Here is a 19,076-nt window from a genome sequence, read left to right as displayed (position 1 = left end):
CGATAAGATCAGTGGGTTAGCGCCGCGCTCTGCAGCTGTGTCTTGTGCTGGACGATGGCGTTGGCGAAGCAGAAGGCGTCGAGGCGGATGGAGCCGATAGCGGCCTCGATATGCGGGGCGGCGGCGCGCAAGGACTGCGCATCGTGCGTCGAAACGGCGAGCACACTGATTCGCTCGACGCGATCGAGGATGGCGACCATCGCGCGCCGCGCTGACTGGATTTGCACCAGGTACGCTGTACCGCGCTGGACCTGCATTGCGATAGCGAGCAGGTCGAGTTTCCGCTCTAGCTTGATGTAGGCGCTGGGCGTGGGGGCGCTGATGAATGCGACCAGGCTGGCGGAGAAGGTCAGGGGTCGGGTGCTGCGTAGAAACGGCAGCGAGGTTAGGTGCGCGCGGCGCGGGTGGCGAAGAGAGATGGCTTGGCTCACGACACGGCCCCCACGAAAGACTCCTCGCCGATGATGGCGTCGAGCTTGTCATACAGATCAAAGGGCGTACCGTCGTTGTGGATCTCGCGGTCGGCTTCCCGCAGGCGCACACTGGCGGCGCTTATCAGTGAGCCGCGTTCGTCGGATGTGCGGACCAGGCGAACGATGAAACCGCCGTGGTCACGGATGATGGCCGCCTCAACATTCGAGCGGATCTCCTTCACGACCACGTCGATGCCCGCTTCCTGCAGGCCGTTAAGCGTCTGATCCCACGCGGGGCATTGCGTCTGCGCGAATGCGACCGCAACAAATTTGTGGGCGGAAACAATGTAATCGGCGGCAGTGTCCTTGCCGGCGCCTGCCGGGCCGGTGAGTCCTATCAGCATGATTGCTCCTCAGTCTTTGTCGTTGGCTGAAAGTTGTTTCCAGTCGGGGCCGGTGGGGCGGCGCTGGCGGCGTAGGGGGTGTGGGTGGTGCGCCTGTTGGCGGCGGTATTCCGCGCGTGTGAGTGCGAGGTCGTCCCGGATATAGCTGGTGTGAATCTGCTCTTCGACGTATGCGGGATCGCTTGGGCCGTTCCTGCGAATGAACTCAGCTCGCGCTTGCGCGTCGGAGATATCCCAGCCGGGGCGGCGTCGCGGAGCCATTTCAAATCAGCGGCGCGATGCCGCCGGCCAGGCCGAAGGCCAGCAGCAACACGACCATGCCCTGGATGGGATGACGGCTGAAGTAGCCGTTGGCGAGGCGGTCGATGGCAGAGCTATGCATGACTCGTCTCCGCTTCTAGCTTGGCGAGGCGCTCTTTTTCGCGAGCCTTCTCAAGGTCGATGTAGGCCCAGCAGAAGGCTTCCAGCGCAGCGCGGACAAGCACTGTCGATGCAGGGTAGACGTCGAAGTCGTCTACGCGCGCCACCTGAATTTCGACGGTTGCGCCTTCCGCCTGAGTCCACCGTGGTTCGCCCGCTTCGTCGTCCCAGAACGGGTGCAGCGTGAAGTCGACGCGGAGGGGCAATTCCAGGCTGATGCCAAAAGGACTAGCGAACGTCGAGCTCTCGCGGACGAAAAAGGGCTGCGGTCTGGTGAAGTGCGCCCGGCAGAAGTCGGGGTCCTCGAGCCGGCTACGCTTGATGGGGTACTGATTCTGATACGCAAGACCGGCGCCTCCACCGAAATCACCAATCCCATCGAGGAGGTCATGTTCCCCGCCGAAGTCGTCAATGATGACCCAGGGAGTTGGCCTAGTGATGCCGTTCCAGTGTTCGAGTTTCATGGCCGGCCTCACGCGCTGCGGGTTGCGGCGGTGGTCGGCGTGGCCTGCTGGTCGCGCTCTACGGCGCAGGCGTGAGCTGCGAAGGCGGCGGCTACCAAGGCGAGGTAGGCGATGCAGGCTTTGGTGCGGGTGGGCTTGTTCACTGCGGTCTCCATCAAGAGGCGTTGCGATGCATTGATGGGCTGATATTACAAAACTGTAATTAACGAGTCAATACAAAAATGTAATTTATCGATGATGGCTCGCTTGCTGTATGTCAGTAGGTGCAGAATCGGGCAGAAGAAGTACGGGGGAGAGGCGCGAGTGCGAGGTGGGAGGGCTGCACCGGTATGGCCTCCTATGGGTAGCAGACCGATTGTCGCTGTGCCGAGACGCAAAAAAGCCCGCAGAGGTTGGCGGGCTAGTAAAGTGCGGATCTGGCAGGGTTACTGCGAAGGACGGCTGCCGTCAGGCGCCATCAGTTCGCAAACAGAGAATCAAGGGCAGTATCGTTCCCATACAATATCAAAGTGCTGAACTTGTTCCTCAAGGTACGGGCCGAATGATTCTCCACCAGCAATGAAGCGCTGGTATCCAGTCATCCCCCCGAAACCGTTCCGTGAGTTGACTCGGCCGCAAACAATCTTATTGACCCCAATCCTAGTGTCAGAGAATGCGGCGCTATCTGGGTCGCGGAGGGCCTTTCTGACAATATTTTGGTTGCGGGCGATCCAAGCATCGCTGCTTTCCGCTTCATTGCCAGGCTTACTGGCAGAGGACAGTAGCCAGATGGAAAGGGCGGCAATTGCGGTGCCAACAATGAGGAACATGCCTGCGCTAAGCACTGAGTCCACAGGATGCTCTGAGGGCGCTGCCGTAGCCTCTGGCACAGTAGAGACCGCTTCCTGCAGCGGGCCGCCACACCTTACGCATTGCGCTCGCTTTGCTACATATGCCCCGCAGGCTGAGCATTTTTCGGTACTGCGCATGCAGCCTCCTTTTCGAAGCACTAAGGCGGCGCACGTCGACAATACCTACCCGATCAACATTGGGGCACGCTCAGAGGTCGAATCCCGCATGCCGGACTACGCCGCAGAAGTGATCGTGATCCTGAACGCGAATATAGCGATCCGGCCAATCGGGATTTATGGCCTCAAGGTAAAGGTCACCGTCGACTAGCGTTAGTTTTTTGAATGTGGCTTTTCCATCACGGCGCACGATTACAAACTTGCTTGGCAATGCCTCGGAATCAGGGCTGACAAACAGCTTTATGCCATCAGGAAAGGATGGATGAATGCCGGCCGGTGCGGTCATGGAAGGCCCGCGCACGCTGACCACGAAGCCGCATGGCCCAAGATCAATGTGGCACTGGTGCCAAATTGTGTGCTCGTCCGGTACAAAATTCTCGCAATTCTCCGTCCACATCCCTGCTTGCACCCAAGAAATCTCAGGGTAGCGCCTCGGCCTAAGGTCGGGGCCTGGCTCGAAGTTGTCTCCCTGCAGCGCATTGTAAGTGCTGGCTGAGGCCCCTTGGCCTTTCGGTGGCACAGATTGTTTTTCCACTGAAGTGGGGTTGACAGCACTCTCGTCTGCTGTCGCTTGATCCAGCCACCCTGCCTGTACACCGGCCTTGTCCTCTATATCCCTGGCCTTCTTTTCCCCGAACGGCCTGGCGCCGCTGAGGATTGCTGAGATAGCACCCTGATTTTCGCCGGTACGGCGGACGAACTCAGCCTGGGTCCCGAACTGTTCCTTGATGAGCGCCAACAGGCGGCGGCGGCGGTTATCTGCGGTGGTCATGCGTTCGGATTGTCCGGCCAAATTACATTAAGGTAAATCACAGAACTGTATTGACTTGAAATTACATAAATGTAATGCTTGTGGTATGGACCTCCTCACGTACCTCAACTCCTTAGATAAGTCAGCGCGCGCCGCGTTTGCCGCTGCGTGCGGTACCTCTGAAAACTATATGCGGAGAGCGATAAGCACGAGCCGCCAGTTCAAATGTGAGCTTTGTGTGGCGATCGAGCAGAACTCCGCAGGCACTGTGACGCGAAAGGAACTGTGCCCGGACACATGGGTGAAGCGCTGGCCGGAGTTAGCTGGCATCCCCGCCCGAGAAGTCCATTTCCCGTTGACTACTCCGGGACTAGAGCGTCCACGTTAGGTCTCTCTGTTTGCACCTAGCGCCGCGATCTGTGCCACGTCAGTCGGAGCTATCGGGGTGAGGCCAGTCCTGCGTGTTGTTGTGCGCTGCAGGACAGCGATCCTGCGGCGCTCCAGCGGGGTCAGTCGACGCAATTTTGACTTGGGTTGGAACACAGATTTCATCCCGAGGGTGTAAGGCGTGCGGTTGCGCTTGGTTTAGACGGCAGTGTATCCACCGGGGAAAACAATTCATGCAGAACCAACCTCAGAGACTGATTGGCATGCTGCGCCATGCTGTCAACACTTGGCGGACACGGGAGCGGATGGGACGGGAGTCGGTGGTCGATCTCATTGTCAGCACCCATGAGCGGCTCGGCTACGATGATGTAACGGGTATCCGCTTCGAGCCGATGACACGAGATACGTTTGAGCGCATGAAGGTCAATGCCGAGCGCGTGTTTCGCTGGCTCGATGATGAAACGAAGGAAAGCACCCTACTGCCGACCAATTTCATCCCGTCGATCCTGGCAGCGCTGCCGGCAGATCTCCGGATCAACGTGCTCGATCAACTGTTGGCGCCTTTCGGTCTGTTCGTGCGCGCCGAGGTCGGCGAGCCGGAGCCGGAGCTGTGTGTCCATGCGGCCCTGGGAAAGCTCATGCGCGAGGATGCGAAAGGGCACCAGGCCGTGCTGCGCCTTGCCACCGACACCTCCGACGAGGCCGTGCAGGACGCCCACCGCGAGCTGCGCGAGGCGGTTGGCTTCAAGCGCCGGCTCCTGCGCACGCTCGGCAAGTTGATCACCAAGCGGAAGCGCAAGGTATGACGCCAGGCGCTGCGTTCATTACTGCGCGCTGCCGACTTACAAAATCCCCGCGGAAGCGCAAGCCGTTGACACAGGCAGAGCTGCGTAAGCTTTTCGCGCGCATCAAGAAGCGCGTGGTGGCAGGCGGCAAGCCATTCGGCGTCTTTGCGATCAAGGTGGGGGGCGGACGGCAATTCAAGCTGCTAAGCGTGAGTAGCGAGGAATACAAGGCGCAGCTGCGTCTGGACGAAGCGTTTAAGCATTGCCTTGCGGTTGCCTATGACGGTCGAGCCAATCTCGGCGACGTGTGGGAAGACCTTTGCACGTTCGACCAGGTGCCGCCCGCGTGAAGATGGAGATTCGCTTCGAGCCTGGCATGACGTGCTGCAAGTCCACGCGAGTGTGGGCCGGCCTGGCATGCAGGCACGCGGTCCAGCTGGCGTGCGCGCGCCGGCGGGCCAGCGAGATTGCGCTGGTGAAGGGCGGGAAGGGCCTTGATGCCTTCGCGCGGCATCTGCTGACCTTCTGGACCCTGCGCGATGTGTTTTATGTGTTCGCCGGCGCCGGGCAGATGTCGACGCTGGCCCAAATCTGCAAAGAGCGATGGCTGCAGCTGTCAGGCAGCGACCGTATCGCCTATCGCGCTGAGGTGGCCATCGCCACCGATCGCATCGAGACCGGGCCGTACAACCCGCGTGCCTTCATGTTGACCTTTGACCTTCTATGTGAAACCGCCAGCGAGCGGCCGTAAAGACCATGGACTATCCAATTCAACCAATCAGCAAGATCGAGGAGCAGGGCAAGGTAGCCGCGTTAGCTGGCCAGTGCCCGATTGCTTCCAATCCGTACGCGGACGGCACAGGTCACTGCCGTGCATGGAAGAACGGCTACGTGCGCGAAGTACGGCCGCAATTCATTGATGCTGTCGGCGAGGAGTTCTAACCATGCCTGCCTTCCGAATCAACGATCTGGAGCTGGACGCACTGCATGGTGCCGGCGCGGACATCTTCCAGCTCTATGTGGGCGCGCTGCGGCCACGCATGGACTTCAAGACGGGCGTGGTGGGGCGCCGCGTGCGGATCTCTTACCAGGCGCTCAAGGAATGGACGGAGCGCAACGCTCGGCACGGCGTGAAGTACTTGGCGCACGACAAGAGCAAGCTGCAGCGCATGCTGACCAGGCTGCAGGAGATGGGATTGCTGCGCAGGATGGGCGGTCCCTATGAGATGGTGTTCGCGTGCCCGTTGGCTGATAAGGACAAAAATGTCCAGAAACAACCCGATACGACCTCGATACAGTCTACAGCACCCGTTAAGGCTAGTCGTGGCAAGGGTTCGCAGCGCACTCGCGCCCCTGTGGATAACGCGAAAGCCGCCACACATCAGGAGTCCGGTAAAACCTTAAAACCTACTCCCCCTACCCCCTCATGCCTGCGGCACGAGGAGGATGGCAAAGCGATCAACCCTCCCACGCCTGCGGCGCAGGAGGCTGATAACCCCCTGAAAGACGACGAAACAACCAAGGCGATCAACCCTCCCGCGCCTGCGGCGCAGGAGGAAGGCAGCCCCCTGAAAGGCGACGAAACACCCACCGCGACGCAAGGGCGCAACGGGCCCTCAGAGCAACGCCACGAGCCGTTGAATGGCGGTGGGGATCGGCCTCCGGCCCGGCTTGCAGGGGAGAAGGGTTCGGAGCCGGTGCTCACCTGGGAGCCGCATCTGGACTGGCCGACCGGTATCACGCAGCGCCAGCGGGCCTACATCGCATGTTCGACGGCGCCGCTGAGCAAAACGCTCGCCCAGCGCGTTTTGGACGAATGGCATGGCGCTACGAAGGCGGGGGTGGTCGGTAAGCCTTGGCCGTACTTCAATTCATTGTTGCGGAATGCGAAAGAGTGTGGCGAGGCCTGGGAAACGCACTACGCCGAGGATGTGGAAGCGGCGCGCGAGCAGGAGCGCATTCGGCTCGTCAATCAGGCCGCAGCAGATGCCGCGTTTGCCGCGCAGATCGATGGCGAGCCCGGCCCGCTGCCGCGTGGTGAGCTGGGCAAGCTGGTGCGCAGGGGCGGCCGCAAATGAGCGCGGCCGAGCGGAGCGCCGAGCTTGCCTATGCCGAGGCGGTGGAGCAGCTGCAGATGCGTGCCGTCAAGCGCGACCGGTGGAGCTCGCGCGCCGTGTTCTGGACGGCCGTGCGCTTTGGCCTCGACCAGGTGCTGGTTGTGGCATGGCCGGAGGCGCGATCGCGCTGGGAATGGCTGTGGTCGGATTGCGTGCGTGAACACCTGCCACCGATTCCAGGCATTCCGGAGGCCGAGAACATGCCATCGGACGCGACCGCGGCCGAACTGGAATTCGCGCGGATGCGCACCATCGTTGGGGGGAGGGCGAAGCGATGACGGTCGGGATTCGAGTGGACAAGCGCGAGCGCGAGCGGCTGGAGTGGGCGGTCGATCGCCTACATTCGTGGGGCAAATGGGCCAAGTCCGGCGGCGCGCCGAATGGCTACGGCGAGAGCTGCCTCACGCTCGAGGAGATCCGCTCGATGCCGCTGCGGTCGTTCATTCCGATGTCGCCGCCCGAGTGCGAGCAGCTGCACGAAGCGCTGTGGCGGCTGCCGCTCGATCTGCGCAAGCTGGCCATGGCCTGGTACGTCGAGGAACTGACGCGCCAGAAGATCGGGCAGCGGCTGGGCGTGAGCGAGAGCCATGTCCGCCGCCTGCATAACTCGCTGCTGGTCGCGCTCGAGTACTGCCTCAAGAATCCGCAGGCCAAGGTGCTGCCGCTGCATCTGCTGCTGAAGCCCTGACAGAACCAGCAAAACCATTTTTCAAGGTAGCGCCTTTTTTCTTTTATGGATCAAATGGTTAAAGGGGGACCCTGACGCTCGCTATTGAAATCCTGACTGGGTAGGGGTAGATTTCGGCTACGCTGTGGTTTCAGTGCGTGCAGTGAAAGCGAAGCCCGATCCGGTCCCTACCTGGTCGGGCTTTTTGCATTCTGCGCCGCCTGATTTCCAGTTGTCTCCTCGGGCATCCCGCCCGATTCGCCCCGCCAGGGTCATGCCGGCGGGGCTTTTTTCATTCCGGAGGTGAGTCTTGAAGACGGCTTTTGATTGGATTCTGCGCATTGCTGCGGCTGCGCTCGCCGGGCTGCATATCGCGGGTAACGATGGGGCTGGCCGGGTCGCGGTCGTCGTCTACGGCGTGATGGCGACACTCGGGCTAACGCTGGCACTCCTCGTTGTCGCAACGTGCCTGACCGAAACCGGGCGCATCGCGCTTCGCAGCAAGAAGGCGGACTTTCCGCGATACCCGGTCGCGCGCTGGATCTGGTCGCTCGGTTCTGTGGCCTACCTGGCCTGGACAGAGCATCAATGGCTGGCGACGATGCTTCTGCTGGTGATCATCCTGACGCAATGCCTGTGCACTACGGCCCACGAAGAAGAGCCGGCCCAAGCTACGGGGAGTTAGCATATGGCGAAGCGCAGTCCTTTCCTTTCTCGCTTGATGCAGTTGTTCGCAAAGAACAGGCTGGCAATGCAGTCGATGCTCTCCTATGCGGTGGCGCATGAGCTGGATGGCACTCGTACGCTGACGGTATTCGAGGGGCGGCGGGCAGCGAGCATTGAGCTTTCACCTGAATGGGCAGTAGAGCTTGCCGCGCAACTCGCCGGCCCTGCTTGTCGCGCAGGCGCCGCTTGCGTCGATCCGCGCGTCTTTCGTAAGAGGCGGGTGCGACTCATCTTCACGGGGCCGAACAGGAGCCGCCAGGTGAACGAGCGAGGGGATACCCCATGTCAGCCGTAAGCGTTGATGTAAGCAGCGTGGTGCAGGGTTTCGGCCTGCAGCAGCGGCAGATGCCGTTCGCCGCGGCCGTGGCGCTCACGCGGTTAGCCAAGCTGGCGCAGGGGGCTGAGACCAGCGAGATCATGCGCGCGTTCGATAATCCTGCGCCATTCACGCGCACGGCGGTGGGCACTACGCCGGCCAACAAGACCTCGCTGGAATCCTCGGTCTTCATCAAGGACCGACAGGCTCGCTACCTGCGCACCGAAGTCGAGGGCGGCCAGCGTGAGCTCAAAACGTTCGAGAAGCTGTTCGGCAAGGGCATCGCGCTGCCAGGCGCCGGCGCGAAACTGAACCAGTACGGCAACCTGACCCGCGGCACGATCAAGACGATTGCAGCCGAGCTCAATTCTTCTGGCACGTCGAAGCGGTATTTCAAGGGCAAGCCGCGCGGGCACAACCTGCCCGAGGCCATCTATGCGCGGGTCGACCGTAACCGCAAGATCGTGCCGGTGTTGGTCTTCGCCACCAGCGCCCAGTATGAGAAACGGCTGCGCTTCAGCGAGGTGGCTGAGCTGACGGCACGCGCGAACTTCGAGCGAGAGATGCTGCAGGCCTGGGAGCAGGCGCTGGCCACGGCGCGGTAGCCGGCGCCGGCGGGCAGGGCAGGGCGCCCGGTGGGGTGCAGCCGGGCGCACGCGGGTCCTTCCGGCCTCCCGTCTCGCGGGGGTCATTCGCACCGCGTTCTTTTCCTAGATGAAAGGGGCTCTAGGGTTAGTTAGTTTTGGGGGTGTCATGGGCAAGAAGGTGAACCTGCAGGAGCTGGCGGAGATCACCGGATTCGCGGTGCAGACGCTGATCCGCTGGCAAGCGAAGGAGGGTATGCCGGTGGAACTGGCTGGCCAGCGCGGCCGCGGCAACGAATACGACACCGCAGCCGTGCTCGCCTGGTACACGCAGCGCGAGCTGCACCGCGCAGGCCTGTCCAGTCCGAAGGATGAGCTCGACCGCGCGCGAAAAATCGAGGTCGAGCTGCGCATCGGCGAAAAGCTGGAACTGCTGGCGCCGGCGGCCAAGTTTGAAGGCCTGTGGGCCAGCCACGTCGAGGCGGCCAAGACCGAGATGCTGCTGCTGCCCGGCAAGGTGGCCGATGCCGTGTTCGAGGCGCACGACATCGAGATTGACGAGCAGCTCGTGCTGCCCTTCATTGAGGAGTGCCTGGCCAAGCTCCAACACCTGGACGAAGACGATGATGGAGATGGAGACCCGGACTCTGAGCATCCTGACGATGCCGGAGACGATGAGGAGGATGACGAATACGGCTAAGCGCACGCTGCGTATGGCCGTTTCGCGCTGGGCCCTGCCGCCCCGCATGAATGCCCTGGAATGGGCGCGCAAGTATCGGTTCCTGTCGAGCGTCGAGGCCGATCGCGCCGGCAAGTATGACCCGGAGGTGACGCCTTACCTCTGCTGGCCGGGAAATCCGCTCGAGGCGCTCGATGATCCGACCGTGATCGAGGTGTGCTGCCAGAAATCAGCGCAGGTCGCGTGGACCTCAGGCGTGCTGGGCAACATCCTGTGCAAGTGGATCGATTTGGACCCGTCGCCGATCCTTGGCCTGTTCCCGAAAGAGGGCGCGGCCAAGGAATACATGGCCGAGAAGTTCGAGCCGATGGTGAGCGCCACGCCGCGGCTGCGCAGGGCAGTGGACCTGCGCAGCCGAAAGTCGCAGCAGCGCATGTTGTTCAAGCGTTTCCGCGGCGGCTTCCTCAAGCTGGTCGGATCCAATTCGCCTTCCAGCGTCAAGTCCAGTCCGATCCCGCGCATCTTTATCGAAGAGCCCGACGACTGCAATCTGAACCTGCGCGGCCAGGGCGACTCGATCAAGCTGGCCAAGGAGCGGACCAAGACGTTTCGCCGCTCGCGCGTCAAGATCGTGATCGGCGGCACGCCGACGGTCGAGGGCACATCGACCATCGCGGCCGAGATGGAGCTCTCCGACAAGCGAGTCGGCATGGTACCTTGCCATCATTGCGGCGAAGAGCACGCGCTGAGTTTCGACTACCTCAAATGCCCCGAAGAGGAGGGCGCATCGCATCCGATTTTCGGCAAGAAGGTGCCGGAGAAGGCCTACTACGTCTGCCCGCACTGCGGCGGCATCTGGAACGATACGGAGAAGCGCCGCAACGTGAAGGCCGGCCGCTGGATGGCCACCGCGCCGTTCAACGGCATCGCCGGCTACTTCATCAACGAGCTGTATAGCCCATTTCCCGGCTCGGTGATGCCGATTCTGATGGAGAACTGGCTCACGGCGCTCCACCACCTGGCGATGGGTGATGAGAGCAAGCTGGTGGCGTTCACCAATAGCTCGATGGGCGTGGCCTACTCATTCAAGGGCGACCAGCCCAAGGCCGACGAGCTGGCTGAGCGCGCGCTGCCTTATGAGGCTGGCATCGTGCCGGAAGGCGGCTTGATGTTGGTGATTGGCGTCGACGTGCAGCCCAGCCGTCTTGAGGTGGCCGTGCGTGCCTACGGCCGCGGCGAAGAGTCCTGGCTGGTGCGCTATGACCAGCTGTGGGGACAAACTGCGCTGATTACCGATGACGTCTGGAACCAGCTCGACAAGCTGATTTTTGGCAAGTATCGCCACGTTCGCGGCTTTGGCCTGTCGATCTCCGCCGCGTCGATCGACAGCTCAGACGGCAATACGTCCGATGCGGTCTACAAGTACGTGCGCTCGCGCCAGGGCCGCGGTGTGCCGCATGTGATGGCCATCAAGGGTTCGACAAACGCTGATGCGGAGATCTTCCGCAAGCCCAGCGCAGTGATCGACACCAACAAGAAGAACACCAAGGCGGCCAAGTACGGCGTTGCGGTGTTCATGGTCGGCGTGGGCCGCGCCAAGGATCTACTCATTGGTGAGCGCGGCCGCGTTGGCATGGAGGGCAAAGGGCCGGGCCGCTTCCACGTCTACAAAAACGTGATCGCCGACTACTTCGAGCAGCTGCTGGCCGAGGTCAAGGCGCCGACGCGGCAGCAAAACGGCCACGTCATTCGCGTTTGGCAAAAGAAGGTGGGCAAGCGCAACGAAGCGCTGGACTGCGAGGTGTACGCCTTGCACGCCACGCGTGCCGCCAAGGTCCACTTGATGCAGGAGCGCGACTGGGCCGCCCTGGAGGCGCGGTTGTCGCAGGCCGGGCTCTTCGACGAGCCGGCGCCGCCCGAGCCAGTCCCGACACCGGAGCCGCCGGCCGCACCTCGCGAGGTCGACGCGGAAGACGACGAAGACGACCAGGACGCCCCGCCGGCGCGGCATCGGCAAGCGCCAGCGCCGGTCACCACCAACGAAACCCCCAACTTGCCACCGCGACGCCGGCGCCGTTACGGCACCGTCTCAGGTGGCGTGGAGATATGACCCATGATTACAGCGGCACAAGCACAGTCGCAGCTCGATGCCTGGCTGGCGGCCAGCCTGGCAGTGGCGCGCAATCAATCCTATGAGATCGAGGGGCGTAAGCTCACGCGGGCCGACGCTGCCGAGATCCGCAAGCAGATCGACTATTGGGAGGTCAGGATCAGCGCCGCTAAAAACGGCGGCCGCCGGATGCGGATTGGCTACGGGGTGGCGGAATGAAGGACGCCAAGCTCGGCGCCGTGCTGGCCAGCAAGTTGACGCTGCCCGACCGCCTGGTCAACTATTTCAACCCGGCCGCTGGCAATCGGCGCGCGCAGGCCCGCACGGCGCAGGCCTACTCGGGCGCCTATGATGGCGCTTCCCGCACCAAGCGCTCGCTGCGCAACTGGTTCGCCTTCGGTCGATCGGCCGACGCGGATCTGCTGCCGGAACTCGGTGAGTTGCGCAATCGCAGCCGCGACCTCGGTCGTAACAATCCGCTGGCGGTCGGTGCGATCAATACGGTGGTGACCAACGTGGTCGGCACTGGCCTCGCGCCGCAGCCAACCATCGACGCCAAGGTGCTGGGGCTGTCCGAGGAGCAGGCGGCCGCCTGGCAGCAACAGGCGCAGCTTGAGTTTTCGCTGTTTGCCGACAGCAAGGAATGCGACATCACGCTGGCGCAGACCTTCTACGAAATGCAGGCGCTGGCATTCCGCTCTACGCTGGAAAACGGCGACGTGTTCTGCGTCACGCCAATGCTCGAGCGCCACCGCACGGCCTATCGCACGCGGCTGCAGCTGATCGAGGGAGACCGTTGCTGCAATCCGAAAAACGTGCGCGATACCGACAAGCTGGCGGGTGGCGTGGAGTTGGACGATTTCGGTGCGCCCGTCGCGTGTCACTTTCTGCGCTCACATCCTGGCGGCCTGGGGGTAAGGGATAGGGTATGGGACCGGCGCGAAGTGTTCGGTACCAGTACCGGCCGGCGCAACGTCCTGCACCTGTTCGAGCGTCGACGGGTGGGCCAGACGCGCGGGCAACCCTACCTGGCGCCGGTGATCGATCCGCTGCGCCAGCTCGGCGTGTACACCGAGGCTGAGTTGGCCGCGGCGGTGGTGTCCGGCATGTTCACGGTGTTCATCAAGACCGAGGACGGCCAAGGTGCCTTTGATCCGACGGAGGGGGGCGACGATACAGCGCCGGACTACAAGCTGGGCAAGGGTGCCATCATCCAGGGCGCGCCGGGCGATAGCGTGGAGATCATCAATCCAGGCAGGCCAAACGCACTGTTCGATCCGTTCGTGCAGTCGATCCTGCGGCAGATCGGCGTGGCGCTGGAGCTGCCGTTCGAGATGCTCATCAAGCACTACACCTCCAGCTACACGGCGGCCCGGGCAGCGATCCTGGACGCCTGGCGCTTCTTCAAGATGCGACGCTTCTGGCTGGCCACCAACTTCTGCCAGCCCGTCTATGAGCTGGTGATGGATGAGGCGGTCGCCAATGGCCGGATCTCGGCACCGGGCTATTTCGATAACCCGCTGATCCGGCGCGCCTGGCTGGGCTGCCAGTGGGTGGGTGATGCGCCTGGTGCGGTCGATCCGCTCAAGGAAGCGCTCGCATCGCAGAAAAACCTGGAGATCGGGCGCACCACGCTAGCGAAGGAAACGATGGCCTATGACGGCAGCAGCTGGGTCGACAACCATGCGCAGCAGGCGAGGGAGATCGAGGCGCGCCGGCGGGATGGTCTGCTCGCCGAGGCCACGCCTCCAGCACCGCCGGATCCCAACGCGGATCCACCGCCGGACAGTGCCAACCAATAAAGCGAACCCGCCTACCAAGGCGGGTTTTGCATTTCAGGAACGATGATGAATCGACTACTCGACGTTGTTACCGCGCCCTGGGCCATCCTGCCGGGCAAGCTCATCGAGATCGTCGCTGCCTACGACGCGCGCATGTTGGGCGAGCAGGTCGACCTGCAGGCGGTCGCGGCAAGCCTTGGCCGGCCGCTAGGAAGCGAGCCGCAGGATTACGAGATCGTCAACGGCGTGGCCGTGATCCCCATCATGGGCACGATCGGGCGGCGCGCCAACCTGTTCAGCGACATCTCCGGCGGTGCCTCCAGCGACCTGGTAGCGCGGGATCTGCGGGCCGCCGCAGCCAACAGCCGTGTGAACTCGATCCTGCTGCATATCGATTCGCCGGGCGGCACCGTTGCCGGCACCCAGCAGCTGGCCGATGTGGTGCGCGAGGTCGGCGCGGCCAAGCCGCTGGTGACGCTAGGCGACGGCACCATGGCATCGGCGGCGTACTGGATCGGTAGCGCGGCGAAAGCCGTGTACATCGCCGATGGCACCACCGAGGTGGGATCGATCGGCGTCGTGACCAGCCACCGTGATGTGTCCGGCGCAGAAGCCCAGCGCGGCGTGAAGACCACCGAGGTCTATTCCGGCAAGTTCAAGCGCATTGCCAGCAGCTATGCCCCACTCTCCGAGGAGGGCAGGGCGTCGGTGCAGGGCTACGTGGATTACCTGTACAGCCAGTTTGTCCAGGCCGTGGCTGACAACCGCGGCGCCGGCGTCGACCAGGTGCTGGCTGATATGGCGGATGGGCGGATCTTCGTTGGCCAGCAGGCCATCGATGCCGGCCTGGTCGACGGCATTGCCACGCTAGACCAGTTGGTAGGACGGCTCGCTGCCGGCGAGTTCAGCACGACCGGGGCGCGCACCGTGCCCCCTTCTAAACCCCGGGCAGACCTGCCCACCTCTCCGAAAGGAACCTCCATGAGCATCACCCGCGAAGAGCTGGCGGCGCAATCGCCCGAGCTGCTGCAGCAAATCCAGTCCGAGGCCAGCGCCGCCGGCGCCACCGCCGAGCGCGAGCGCATCCTGGGTATCGAGTCCCATGCGATGGCCGGCCACGAAAAGCTGATCGCCACGCTCAAGGCCGATGGTAAGACCACGCCGGACCAGGCAGCCGCGCAAGTCCTGGCCGCCCACCGTGGTGCGCTTGCAGCGCAGGCCAAGTCGCTTGTGATCGATGCGCCGAACCCGCTGCCACCCAAGGTTGATAACCCGGACGCCGGAGGCAAGAAGGCGCCGACTCAGCAGGAAATCAGCGCACGGGCGACCGAGCTGATGCAGGCGGCCATGGCCAGCGGTCAGCGTCTTGGCTACGCCGCGGCCGCCACCAAGGCATTCAACGAACTGTCGGCGCAGGCCTGATCGGCGCCTTCTCCAACCATCCTCACAGGACTACATCATGAGCAATCCTGGTCTCATCAAAACCCACATCGCCGAGGGTGCACTCGGCAAGTTCCGCATCGTGGCGCAGGGCGCCAGCGACGGTGCGGTCAAGCAGGGCTCGGCATCGACCGATTCCCTGCTCGGCGTGACGGAAGGCTTTGCCTACGTCGCCGGCGACCGTCCCAGCATCGTGCGCAGCGGTATCGCCGACGTCGAGTACGGCGGTGCAGTCACCCGTGGCGCGCCGCTCACCAGCGACGCCAGCGGCCGTGCCATCGTCGCCGCACCGGCGGCCGGCGTGAATGCCCGCACCATCGGCTTCGCAGAGGTCTCCGGCGTGCTCGGCGACATCGGCTCGCTGCTGGTCTGCCCCAACCAGATCCAGGGCTAAGCCACCGGCTACGCCGCCCCGATGTTCCTCTTCTTCTTCGCGTTTTCTAGGAGTACTACATGACGACTGCAGTCGCCCCGTACCCGATCAACCAGCCGCTTATTGCGTCGGTCGTGATCGCCTATGCCAATGGCCAAATGATCGCCGACTCGGTAATGCCGCGCGTGCCGGTCGGCAAGGCCGAGTTCAAGTACCTGGTCCAGAGCATGGCGGACCAGTTCACCGTCCCCGACACCAAGGTGGGCCGCAAGGCGAAGCCCAACCAGGTCGAAAGCACCGGTGTGATCCAGACCGCGTCCGTGAACGATTACGGTCTGGATGAAGTCGTGCCGGTCGATGACGTCAAGAATGCGCCGGAGGGCGTCGACCCCCTGGCCACCGCGGCGGAATTCACCATGAAGCTGGTGACGCTCGACCGTGAGGTGCGGGTAGCGGCTGCGGTGTTCAACCCGGCCAACCACGTCAACAAGGTCACGCTGAACGGCTCCTCGCAATGGTCGGACTACACCAGCTCCGACCCGATCAGCGCGATCCTGACCGCGCTCGATTCCCCGGTGATGCGGCCGAACGTTATGACGGTCGGTCGCGCGGTTTGGACCAAGCTGATCCTGCATCCCAAGGTGATCGACTACGTCAACGGCAAAGGCGGCACCTCCGGCGGTGTTACGCGGCAGCAGTTGGCCAACGCGCTGGAGCTCGAGGAGATCCAGGTGGGCGAGGCATTCGTCAACACGGCCCGCCGCGGCCAGGCCATGGCTCTGCAGCGCACCTGGGGCAAGCATGCCGCTTTCACCTATCGCGAGATCCCATCGGACAGCACCCGGTCGACCACCTGGGGCTTCACCGCGCAGTTCGGCGATCGCATCGCCGATGCGGATTTCGGTAAGGACTTCGGTGGTCTCGAAGGCGCCTACAAGGTGCGCGCCGGCGAGCGGGTGCAGGAGCTGGTGACGGCGCCGGATCTGTCGTACTTCTTCCAGAACGTGATCGCCTAAGCTTGGCGTCGCACACATAACCCCAGCGGCCCGCCATGAGCGGGCCGTTTGCATTCGAGGATTCCATGAAAGTCAAAGCAAACTGGCCGGTCGATACCGGCAAGAAGCTGCAGGAGACCGGCTCGGTGTTCGATGTCAGCGACGAGCAGGGCGCCGTGCTGGTAGCCGCCGGCGCGGTCGAGAACGTGGGGCGCAAGAAGAATGAGGACGCTGGCGGCAAGGGGCCGGAGGGTGACGGCGGCGACGGTGGCGCCGGTGGCGATCCCACCCCTCCGGCTGCCTGATGCTGCCCGGTGAGGACCTCGACGTCTTTGTCGAGGATTTCGGCGACCTGGTGACGGTGGCCAGCCTGGGCATATCCCGGCTGGCGCTGCTCAGCCAGGTACCCGGCGAGACGCTGAACGGCCTCTCGCGTGGTGCCGGCGTGCAGCTGCTCGGCCGCGCGGACGTGTTTGGCGTCCTGACCGCCACAGACGTGGTGGTGGTGACCGAAGGCAACAGCGCCGGCTCCTACAACCCGGTCGGCCCGCCCGTCAAGCGCGGCGATGGCGCGTTTGTGGCGATCGACCTTAACCCGGTACCGACATGACAACCAAACGAGAGGCCATGGCGCAAGGCGTGCTGCAGGCGCTGCAGGCTGCGCCAGCGCTGCAGGGGCTAGGCCTGGTGTTCTCGCGCTCCCTGTTCGCCGCGCTGGACATGCGCACCACCAAGCGCGTGCTGGTGGTCCATCACGGCCAGGAACAGATGGGCGCCGAGTCCACCGCGGAGATCGATCGCCACGCCGAGCTGCTGATTACGGTGGTGGCCCGTGACGCCGACCCGGATGCGCTTTCCGAGGCCACGCTGGCACTGGTCCACCCGGTGGTGATGGCCTTCACGGATCCCGCCCTGATCGATATCGGCGAGCTCGGCACGGATGCCCCGAGTTACGACAACCTCGGCGGCATCGTCGGCGCGCGCACCGTCCACTACGACCTGTTTTACCGCACCAGTCGTGACAGCCTGAGTGCCTAGGAGATCCCCATGATGACAACCATGGCCGGCGATGATGCGCCGGCGGATGAGGGCCTGCCGGCCGCGCAGGCCGGTGTGCCGCTGGATTCGGAAATCGCCATCGGCACCGATGAATATGCCGGCATCGGTGGCTCGTTCATGTTCGATCCCGTCACGGGCCGGCGCACCCCGACCGCTGGCCCCGCGCTGGAACTCGCCACGCGGCCCGACAACCCTTCCAAGGAGTAAGCCATGCCAAAGCTCAATCGACGGACCGTCATTCTGGCGAAAATCGAGACCACATCCGGCACGGATGCGATTCCCACCGGCGCCGCCAATGCCATCCTGGTGCGGTCGGTCAACATCCAGCCGCTGGTGGCCGAGAATGTGCCGCGCAACCTGATCCGCGCCTATTTCGGCAACAGCGACCAGCTGCCGGCTGGTATCCATAGTGAGCTGGACTTTGAGGTCGAACTCGCCGGTGCTGGCGCGGCCGGTACCGCCCCAGCCTGGGGACCGTTGATGCGTGCCTGCGGCATGTCGGAGACGGTCACCGCGGCCACCGACGTCAAATATGCGCCGATCACTGGCAGCAACGAGACGGTGTCCATCTATGGCTATATTGATGGACTGCTGCACAAGTTGCTCGGCTGCATGGGCACGGTCGCGTTCGACATTACCAGCAAGGGCATTCCGGTGATGCGTTACAAGTTCCTCGGCGCCTTCAGCCCGGTGACCGATGCGGGGAACCCGGCGAGCGTCGACTACACGAAGTTCAAACGCCCGGTTCTCGCCAACAAGACGAACACGGCGACCTGGTCGATTCAGGGGTACACGGGCCCGCTGCAGGCGTTGCAGATCGACCTGGCAAACACCCTGGTCTGGCGTTCGCTGATCGGTTACGAGGGCGGAGCCCAGACCGATCGCCAGGTGGCAGGCAGCATCAACATGGAGCTCACCACCGTCGCCTCGAAGGACTGGTGGTCGACGGTCCGCGATGCCTTGACCGGCTCGCTGTCGATCACCCACGGCACGGTCCCCGGCAACATCGTCAAGTTCGACGCGCCACAGGTGCAGCTGTCGAATCCGGCCTATACCGACCAGGACGGCGTGGCGATGATGACCGCCAACCTGATCGTCGCCCCGTCGGCCGGCAACGATGAGTTGGTGATCACCGTCAAGTAAGCGACCTGGTCGCACCAACCAAAACCCATCAAGGCCCGCCACTGTGCGGGCCTTTTGCATCTTCAGGAGATCCCCATGGCATTCCGCCTGGCAATGAAACCCACCTTCGGCGCGCGCGTCAACGTTGAGGTCCTCAACGAGAAAGGCATTCTCGAAAAATCGCAGTTCCTGGCCAGTTTCACCCGGTACACCGTGGATGAGTTGGAAGCGCTCAAGGCCCGCTGGATTGTGGAGGGCGCTAACGATCCGATCTGGATCGCGCGCGAGGTCCTGGTGGGCTGGAAAGAGATGGTCGCCGACGATGGCACGGTCGCCGAGTTCAACGAGGAGAACAAGGCATTCCTGCTCAGCATCCCGCCGGCGGCCGCAGCGGTGCAGCAGGCGTTCTGGGACAACATCGTCACGGCGCGCGCAAAAAACTGATTGCGGCCGCGCGCCATTGGGCTGGCTTCCGC

28 protein-coding genes are annotated in these 19,076 nt (G+C 63.3%); 22 read left to right on the top strand and 6 right to left on the bottom strand.

Translation table 11 applies throughout. From position 1 onward, the window contains the following. Positions 1–8: 8 nt before the first annotated feature. The 6 genes from AC1DKD_RS04490 to AC1DKD_RS04465 form a co-directional block, all read right to left on the bottom strand. Complete coding sequence (locus AC1DKD_RS04490) at positions 9–431, bottom strand: hypothetical protein (protein ID WP_477143016.1); 423 nt, start codon at positions 429–431, stop codon at positions 9–11. Further along, positions 428–817 (bottom strand): hypothetical protein, encoded by a 390-nt coding sequence (locus AC1DKD_RS04485; protein ID WP_477143015.1) that lies wholly within the window; start codon positions 815–817, stop codon positions 428–430. Before AC1DKD_RS04485 ends, AC1DKD_RS04490 begins: the two co-directional genes overlap by 4 nt. 374 nt (positions 818–1,191) lie before the next feature. Continuing rightward, a complete protein-coding gene (locus AC1DKD_RS04480; RefSeq protein WP_477143014.1) occupies positions 1,192–1,701 on the bottom strand; it encodes a hypothetical protein in 510 nt (169 codons plus the stop codon). Positions 1,702–1,709: 8 nt separating this feature from the next. Then, on the bottom strand, positions 1,710–1,844 hold the full coding sequence (locus tag AC1DKD_RS04475; RefSeq protein ID WP_477143013.1) for a hypothetical protein: 135 nt from the start codon (positions 1,842–1,844) through the stop codon (positions 1,710–1,712). 333 nt (positions 1,845–2,177) lie between these two features. After that, positions 2,178–2,510 carry a hypothetical protein gene (locus AC1DKD_RS04470; protein WP_477143012.1) on the bottom strand — a complete coding sequence of 111 codons (333 nt, stop codon included), beginning with the start codon at positions 2,508–2,510 and terminating at the stop codon, positions 2,178–2,180. Positions 2,511–2,739: 229 nt separating this feature from the next. Then, on the bottom strand, positions 2,740–3,480 hold the full coding sequence (locus AC1DKD_RS04465; RefSeq protein ID WP_477143011.1) for an XRE family transcriptional regulator: 741 nt from the start codon (positions 3,478–3,480) through the stop codon (positions 2,740–2,742). A 599-nt stretch (positions 3,481–4,079) separates the two neighbouring features. Here AC1DKD_RS04465 and AC1DKD_RS04460 point away from each other — a divergent pair. From AC1DKD_RS04460 to AC1DKD_RS04355, 22 genes are all read left to right on the top strand, one after another. Next, a complete protein-coding gene (locus tag AC1DKD_RS04460) occupies positions 4,080–4,652 on the top strand; it encodes a hypothetical protein (protein WP_477143010.1) in 573 nt (190 codons plus the stop codon). A gap of 65 nt (positions 4,653–4,717) precedes the next feature. Then, complete coding sequence (locus tag AC1DKD_RS04455; RefSeq protein ID WP_477143009.1) at positions 4,718–4,981, top strand: hypothetical protein; 264 nt, start codon at positions 4,718–4,720, stop codon at positions 4,979–4,981. Continuing rightward, entirely contained in the window at positions 4,978–5,382 is a 405-nt protein-coding gene (locus AC1DKD_RS04450) for a hypothetical protein (RefSeq protein ID WP_477143008.1), read from the top strand. Before AC1DKD_RS04455 ends, AC1DKD_RS04450 begins: the two co-directional genes overlap by 4 nt. 5 nt (positions 5,383–5,387) lie before the next feature. Beyond that, a complete protein-coding gene (locus AC1DKD_RS04445) occupies positions 5,388–5,573 on the top strand; it encodes a hypothetical protein (RefSeq protein WP_477143007.1) in 186 nt (61 codons plus the stop codon). Between the two features lie 2 nt (positions 5,574–5,575). Next, positions 5,576–6,709 (top strand): hypothetical protein, encoded by a 1,134-nt coding sequence (locus AC1DKD_RS04440; RefSeq protein WP_477143006.1) that lies wholly within the window; start codon positions 5,576–5,578, stop codon positions 6,707–6,709. Next, complete coding sequence (locus tag AC1DKD_RS04435) at positions 6,706–7,026, top strand: hypothetical protein (RefSeq protein WP_477143005.1); 321 nt, start codon at positions 6,706–6,708, stop codon at positions 7,024–7,026. The genes AC1DKD_RS04440 and AC1DKD_RS04435 overlap by 4 nt, the downstream gene beginning before the upstream one ends. Before the next feature lie 14 nt (positions 7,027–7,040). Beyond that, entirely contained in the window at positions 7,041–7,436 is a 396-nt protein-coding gene (locus tag AC1DKD_RS04430) for a sigma factor-like helix-turn-helix DNA-binding protein (protein WP_477143004.1), read from the top strand. 289 nt (positions 7,437–7,725) lie between these two features. Then, positions 7,726–8,100, top strand: a complete 375-nt coding sequence (locus AC1DKD_RS04425; RefSeq protein WP_477143003.1) for a hypothetical protein — start codon at positions 7,726–7,728, stop codon at positions 8,098–8,100. Positions 8,101–8,423: 323 nt separating this feature from the next. Continuing rightward, positions 8,424–9,062: a hypothetical protein gene (locus tag AC1DKD_RS04420; RefSeq protein ID WP_477143002.1), complete on the top strand. Its 639-nt coding sequence runs from the start codon at positions 8,424–8,426 to the stop codon at positions 9,060–9,062. Between the two features lie 148 nt (positions 9,063–9,210). After that, positions 9,211–9,741: a terminase small subunit gene (locus AC1DKD_RS04415; protein ID WP_477143001.1), complete on the top strand. Its 531-nt coding sequence runs from the start codon at positions 9,211–9,213 to the stop codon at positions 9,739–9,741. Then, positions 9,725–11,830, top strand: coding sequence for a phage terminase large subunit family protein (locus tag AC1DKD_RS04410; protein WP_477143000.1), 2,106 nt, complete (start codon positions 9,725–9,727; stop codon positions 11,828–11,830). The genes AC1DKD_RS04415 and AC1DKD_RS04410 overlap by 17 nt, the downstream gene beginning before the upstream one ends. 3 nt (positions 11,831–11,833) lie before the next feature. Next, complete coding sequence (locus AC1DKD_RS04405; protein WP_477142999.1) at positions 11,834–12,049, top strand: DUF6148 family protein; 216 nt, start codon at positions 11,834–11,836, stop codon at positions 12,047–12,049. Beyond that, positions 12,046–13,632: a phage portal protein gene (locus tag AC1DKD_RS04400; protein ID WP_477142998.1), complete on the top strand. Its 1,587-nt coding sequence runs from the start codon at positions 12,046–12,048 to the stop codon at positions 13,630–13,632. Before AC1DKD_RS04405 ends, AC1DKD_RS04400 begins: the two co-directional genes overlap by 4 nt. A gap of 42 nt (positions 13,633–13,674) precedes the next feature. Then, entirely contained in the window at positions 13,675–15,033 is a 1,359-nt protein-coding gene (locus AC1DKD_RS04395; protein WP_477142997.1) for a S49 family peptidase, read from the top strand. Positions 15,034–15,070: 37 nt separating this feature from the next. Continuing rightward, positions 15,071–15,445: a DUF2190 domain-containing protein gene (locus AC1DKD_RS04390; RefSeq protein ID WP_477142996.1), complete on the top strand. Its 375-nt coding sequence runs from the start codon at positions 15,071–15,073 to the stop codon at positions 15,443–15,445. 59 nt (positions 15,446–15,504) lie between these two features. Then, on the top strand, positions 15,505–16,440 hold the full coding sequence (locus AC1DKD_RS04385; protein ID WP_477142995.1) for a hypothetical protein: 936 nt from the start codon (positions 15,505–15,507) through the stop codon (positions 16,438–16,440). A gap of 65 nt (positions 16,441–16,505) precedes the next feature. Then, positions 16,506–16,724 (top strand): hypothetical protein, encoded by a 219-nt coding sequence (locus AC1DKD_RS04380; protein WP_477142994.1) that lies wholly within the window; start codon positions 16,506–16,508, stop codon positions 16,722–16,724. Further along, positions 16,724–17,029: a hypothetical protein gene (locus AC1DKD_RS04375; RefSeq protein WP_477142993.1), complete on the top strand. Its 306-nt coding sequence runs from the start codon at positions 16,724–16,726 to the stop codon at positions 17,027–17,029. The genes AC1DKD_RS04380 and AC1DKD_RS04375 overlap by 1 nt, the downstream gene beginning before the upstream one ends. Beyond that, positions 17,026–17,457, top strand: coding sequence for a hypothetical protein (locus tag AC1DKD_RS04370; protein ID WP_477142992.1), 432 nt, complete (start codon positions 17,026–17,028; stop codon positions 17,455–17,457). The genes AC1DKD_RS04375 and AC1DKD_RS04370 overlap by 4 nt, the downstream gene beginning before the upstream one ends. Before the next feature lie 9 nt (positions 17,458–17,466). Next, positions 17,467–17,685: a hypothetical protein gene (locus AC1DKD_RS04365; RefSeq protein WP_477142991.1), complete on the top strand. Its 219-nt coding sequence runs from the start codon at positions 17,467–17,469 to the stop codon at positions 17,683–17,685. 3 nt (positions 17,686–17,688) lie between these two features. Next, entirely contained in the window at positions 17,689–18,621 is a 933-nt protein-coding gene (locus tag AC1DKD_RS04360) for a phage tail tube protein (protein ID WP_477142990.1), read from the top strand. Positions 18,622–18,696: 75 nt separating this feature from the next. After that, positions 18,697–19,044 (top strand): hypothetical protein, encoded by a 348-nt coding sequence (locus tag AC1DKD_RS04355; RefSeq protein WP_477142989.1) that lies wholly within the window; start codon positions 18,697–18,699, stop codon positions 19,042–19,044. Positions 19,045–19,076: the final 32 nt, after the last annotated feature.

This window comes from Cupriavidus sp. 05T313, from assembly GCF_056396665.1.
Note: the sequence above shows the minus strand (reverse complement) of the source record. Positions and strands in the feature narration are given on the sequence as shown.

Coding starts and splice junctions, on each gene's coding strand:
- AC1DKD_RS04485 (WP_477143015.1), bottom strand. CDS start 817: ATGCTGATAGGACTCACCGGCCCGGCAGGCGCCGGCAAGGACACTGCC.
- AC1DKD_RS04480 (WP_477143014.1), bottom strand. CDS start 1,701: ATGAAACTCGAACACTGGAACGGCATCACTAGGCCAACTCCCTGGGTC.
- AC1DKD_RS04470 (WP_477143012.1), bottom strand. CDS start 2,510: ATGTTCCTCATTGTTGGCACCGCAATTGCCGCCCTTTCCATCTGGCTA.
- AC1DKD_RS04465 (WP_477143011.1), bottom strand. CDS start 3,480: ATGACCACCGCAGATAACCGCCGCCGCCGCCTGTTGGCGCTCATCAAG.
- AC1DKD_RS04460 (WP_477143010.1), top strand. CDS start 4,080: ATGCAGAACCAACCTCAGAGACTGATTGGCATGCTGCGCCATGCTGTC.
- AC1DKD_RS04445 (WP_477143007.1), top strand. CDS start 5,388: ATGGACTATCCAATTCAACCAATCAGCAAGATCGAGGAGCAGGGCAAG.
- AC1DKD_RS04440 (WP_477143006.1), top strand. CDS start 5,576: ATGCCTGCCTTCCGAATCAACGATCTGGAGCTGGACGCACTGCATGGT.
- AC1DKD_RS04435 (WP_477143005.1), top strand. CDS start 6,706: ATGAGCGCGGCCGAGCGGAGCGCCGAGCTTGCCTATGCCGAGGCGGTG.
- AC1DKD_RS04420 (WP_477143002.1), top strand. CDS start 8,424: ATGTCAGCCGTAAGCGTTGATGTAAGCAGCGTGGTGCAGGGTTTCGGC.
- AC1DKD_RS04415 (WP_477143001.1), top strand. CDS start 9,211: ATGGGCAAGAAGGTGAACCTGCAGGAGCTGGCGGAGATCACCGGATTC.
- AC1DKD_RS04410 (WP_477143000.1), top strand. CDS start 9,725: ATGACGAATACGGCTAAGCGCACGCTGCGTATGGCCGTTTCGCGCTGG.
- AC1DKD_RS04405 (WP_477142999.1), top strand. CDS start 11,834: ATGATTACAGCGGCACAAGCACAGTCGCAGCTCGATGCCTGGCTGGCG.
- AC1DKD_RS04400 (WP_477142998.1), top strand. CDS start 12,046: ATGAAGGACGCCAAGCTCGGCGCCGTGCTGGCCAGCAAGTTGACGCTG.
- AC1DKD_RS04395 (WP_477142997.1), top strand. CDS start 13,675: ATGATGAATCGACTACTCGACGTTGTTACCGCGCCCTGGGCCATCCTG.
- AC1DKD_RS04390 (WP_477142996.1), top strand. CDS start 15,071: ATGAGCAATCCTGGTCTCATCAAAACCCACATCGCCGAGGGTGCACTC.
- AC1DKD_RS04385 (WP_477142995.1), top strand. CDS start 15,505: ATGACGACTGCAGTCGCCCCGTACCCGATCAACCAGCCGCTTATTGCG.
- AC1DKD_RS04380 (WP_477142994.1), top strand. CDS start 16,506: ATGAAAGTCAAAGCAAACTGGCCGGTCGATACCGGCAAGAAGCTGCAG.
- AC1DKD_RS04375 (WP_477142993.1), top strand. CDS start 16,724: ATGCTGCCCGGTGAGGACCTCGACGTCTTTGTCGAGGATTTCGGCGAC.
- AC1DKD_RS04370 (WP_477142992.1), top strand. CDS start 17,026: ATGACAACCAAACGAGAGGCCATGGCGCAAGGCGTGCTGCAGGCGCTG.
- AC1DKD_RS04365 (WP_477142991.1), top strand. CDS start 17,467: ATGATGACAACCATGGCCGGCGATGATGCGCCGGCGGATGAGGGCCTG.
- AC1DKD_RS04360 (WP_477142990.1), top strand. CDS start 17,689: ATGCCAAAGCTCAATCGACGGACCGTCATTCTGGCGAAAATCGAGACC.
- AC1DKD_RS04355 (WP_477142989.1), top strand. CDS start 18,697: ATGGCATTCCGCCTGGCAATGAAACCCACCTTCGGCGCGCGCGTCAAC.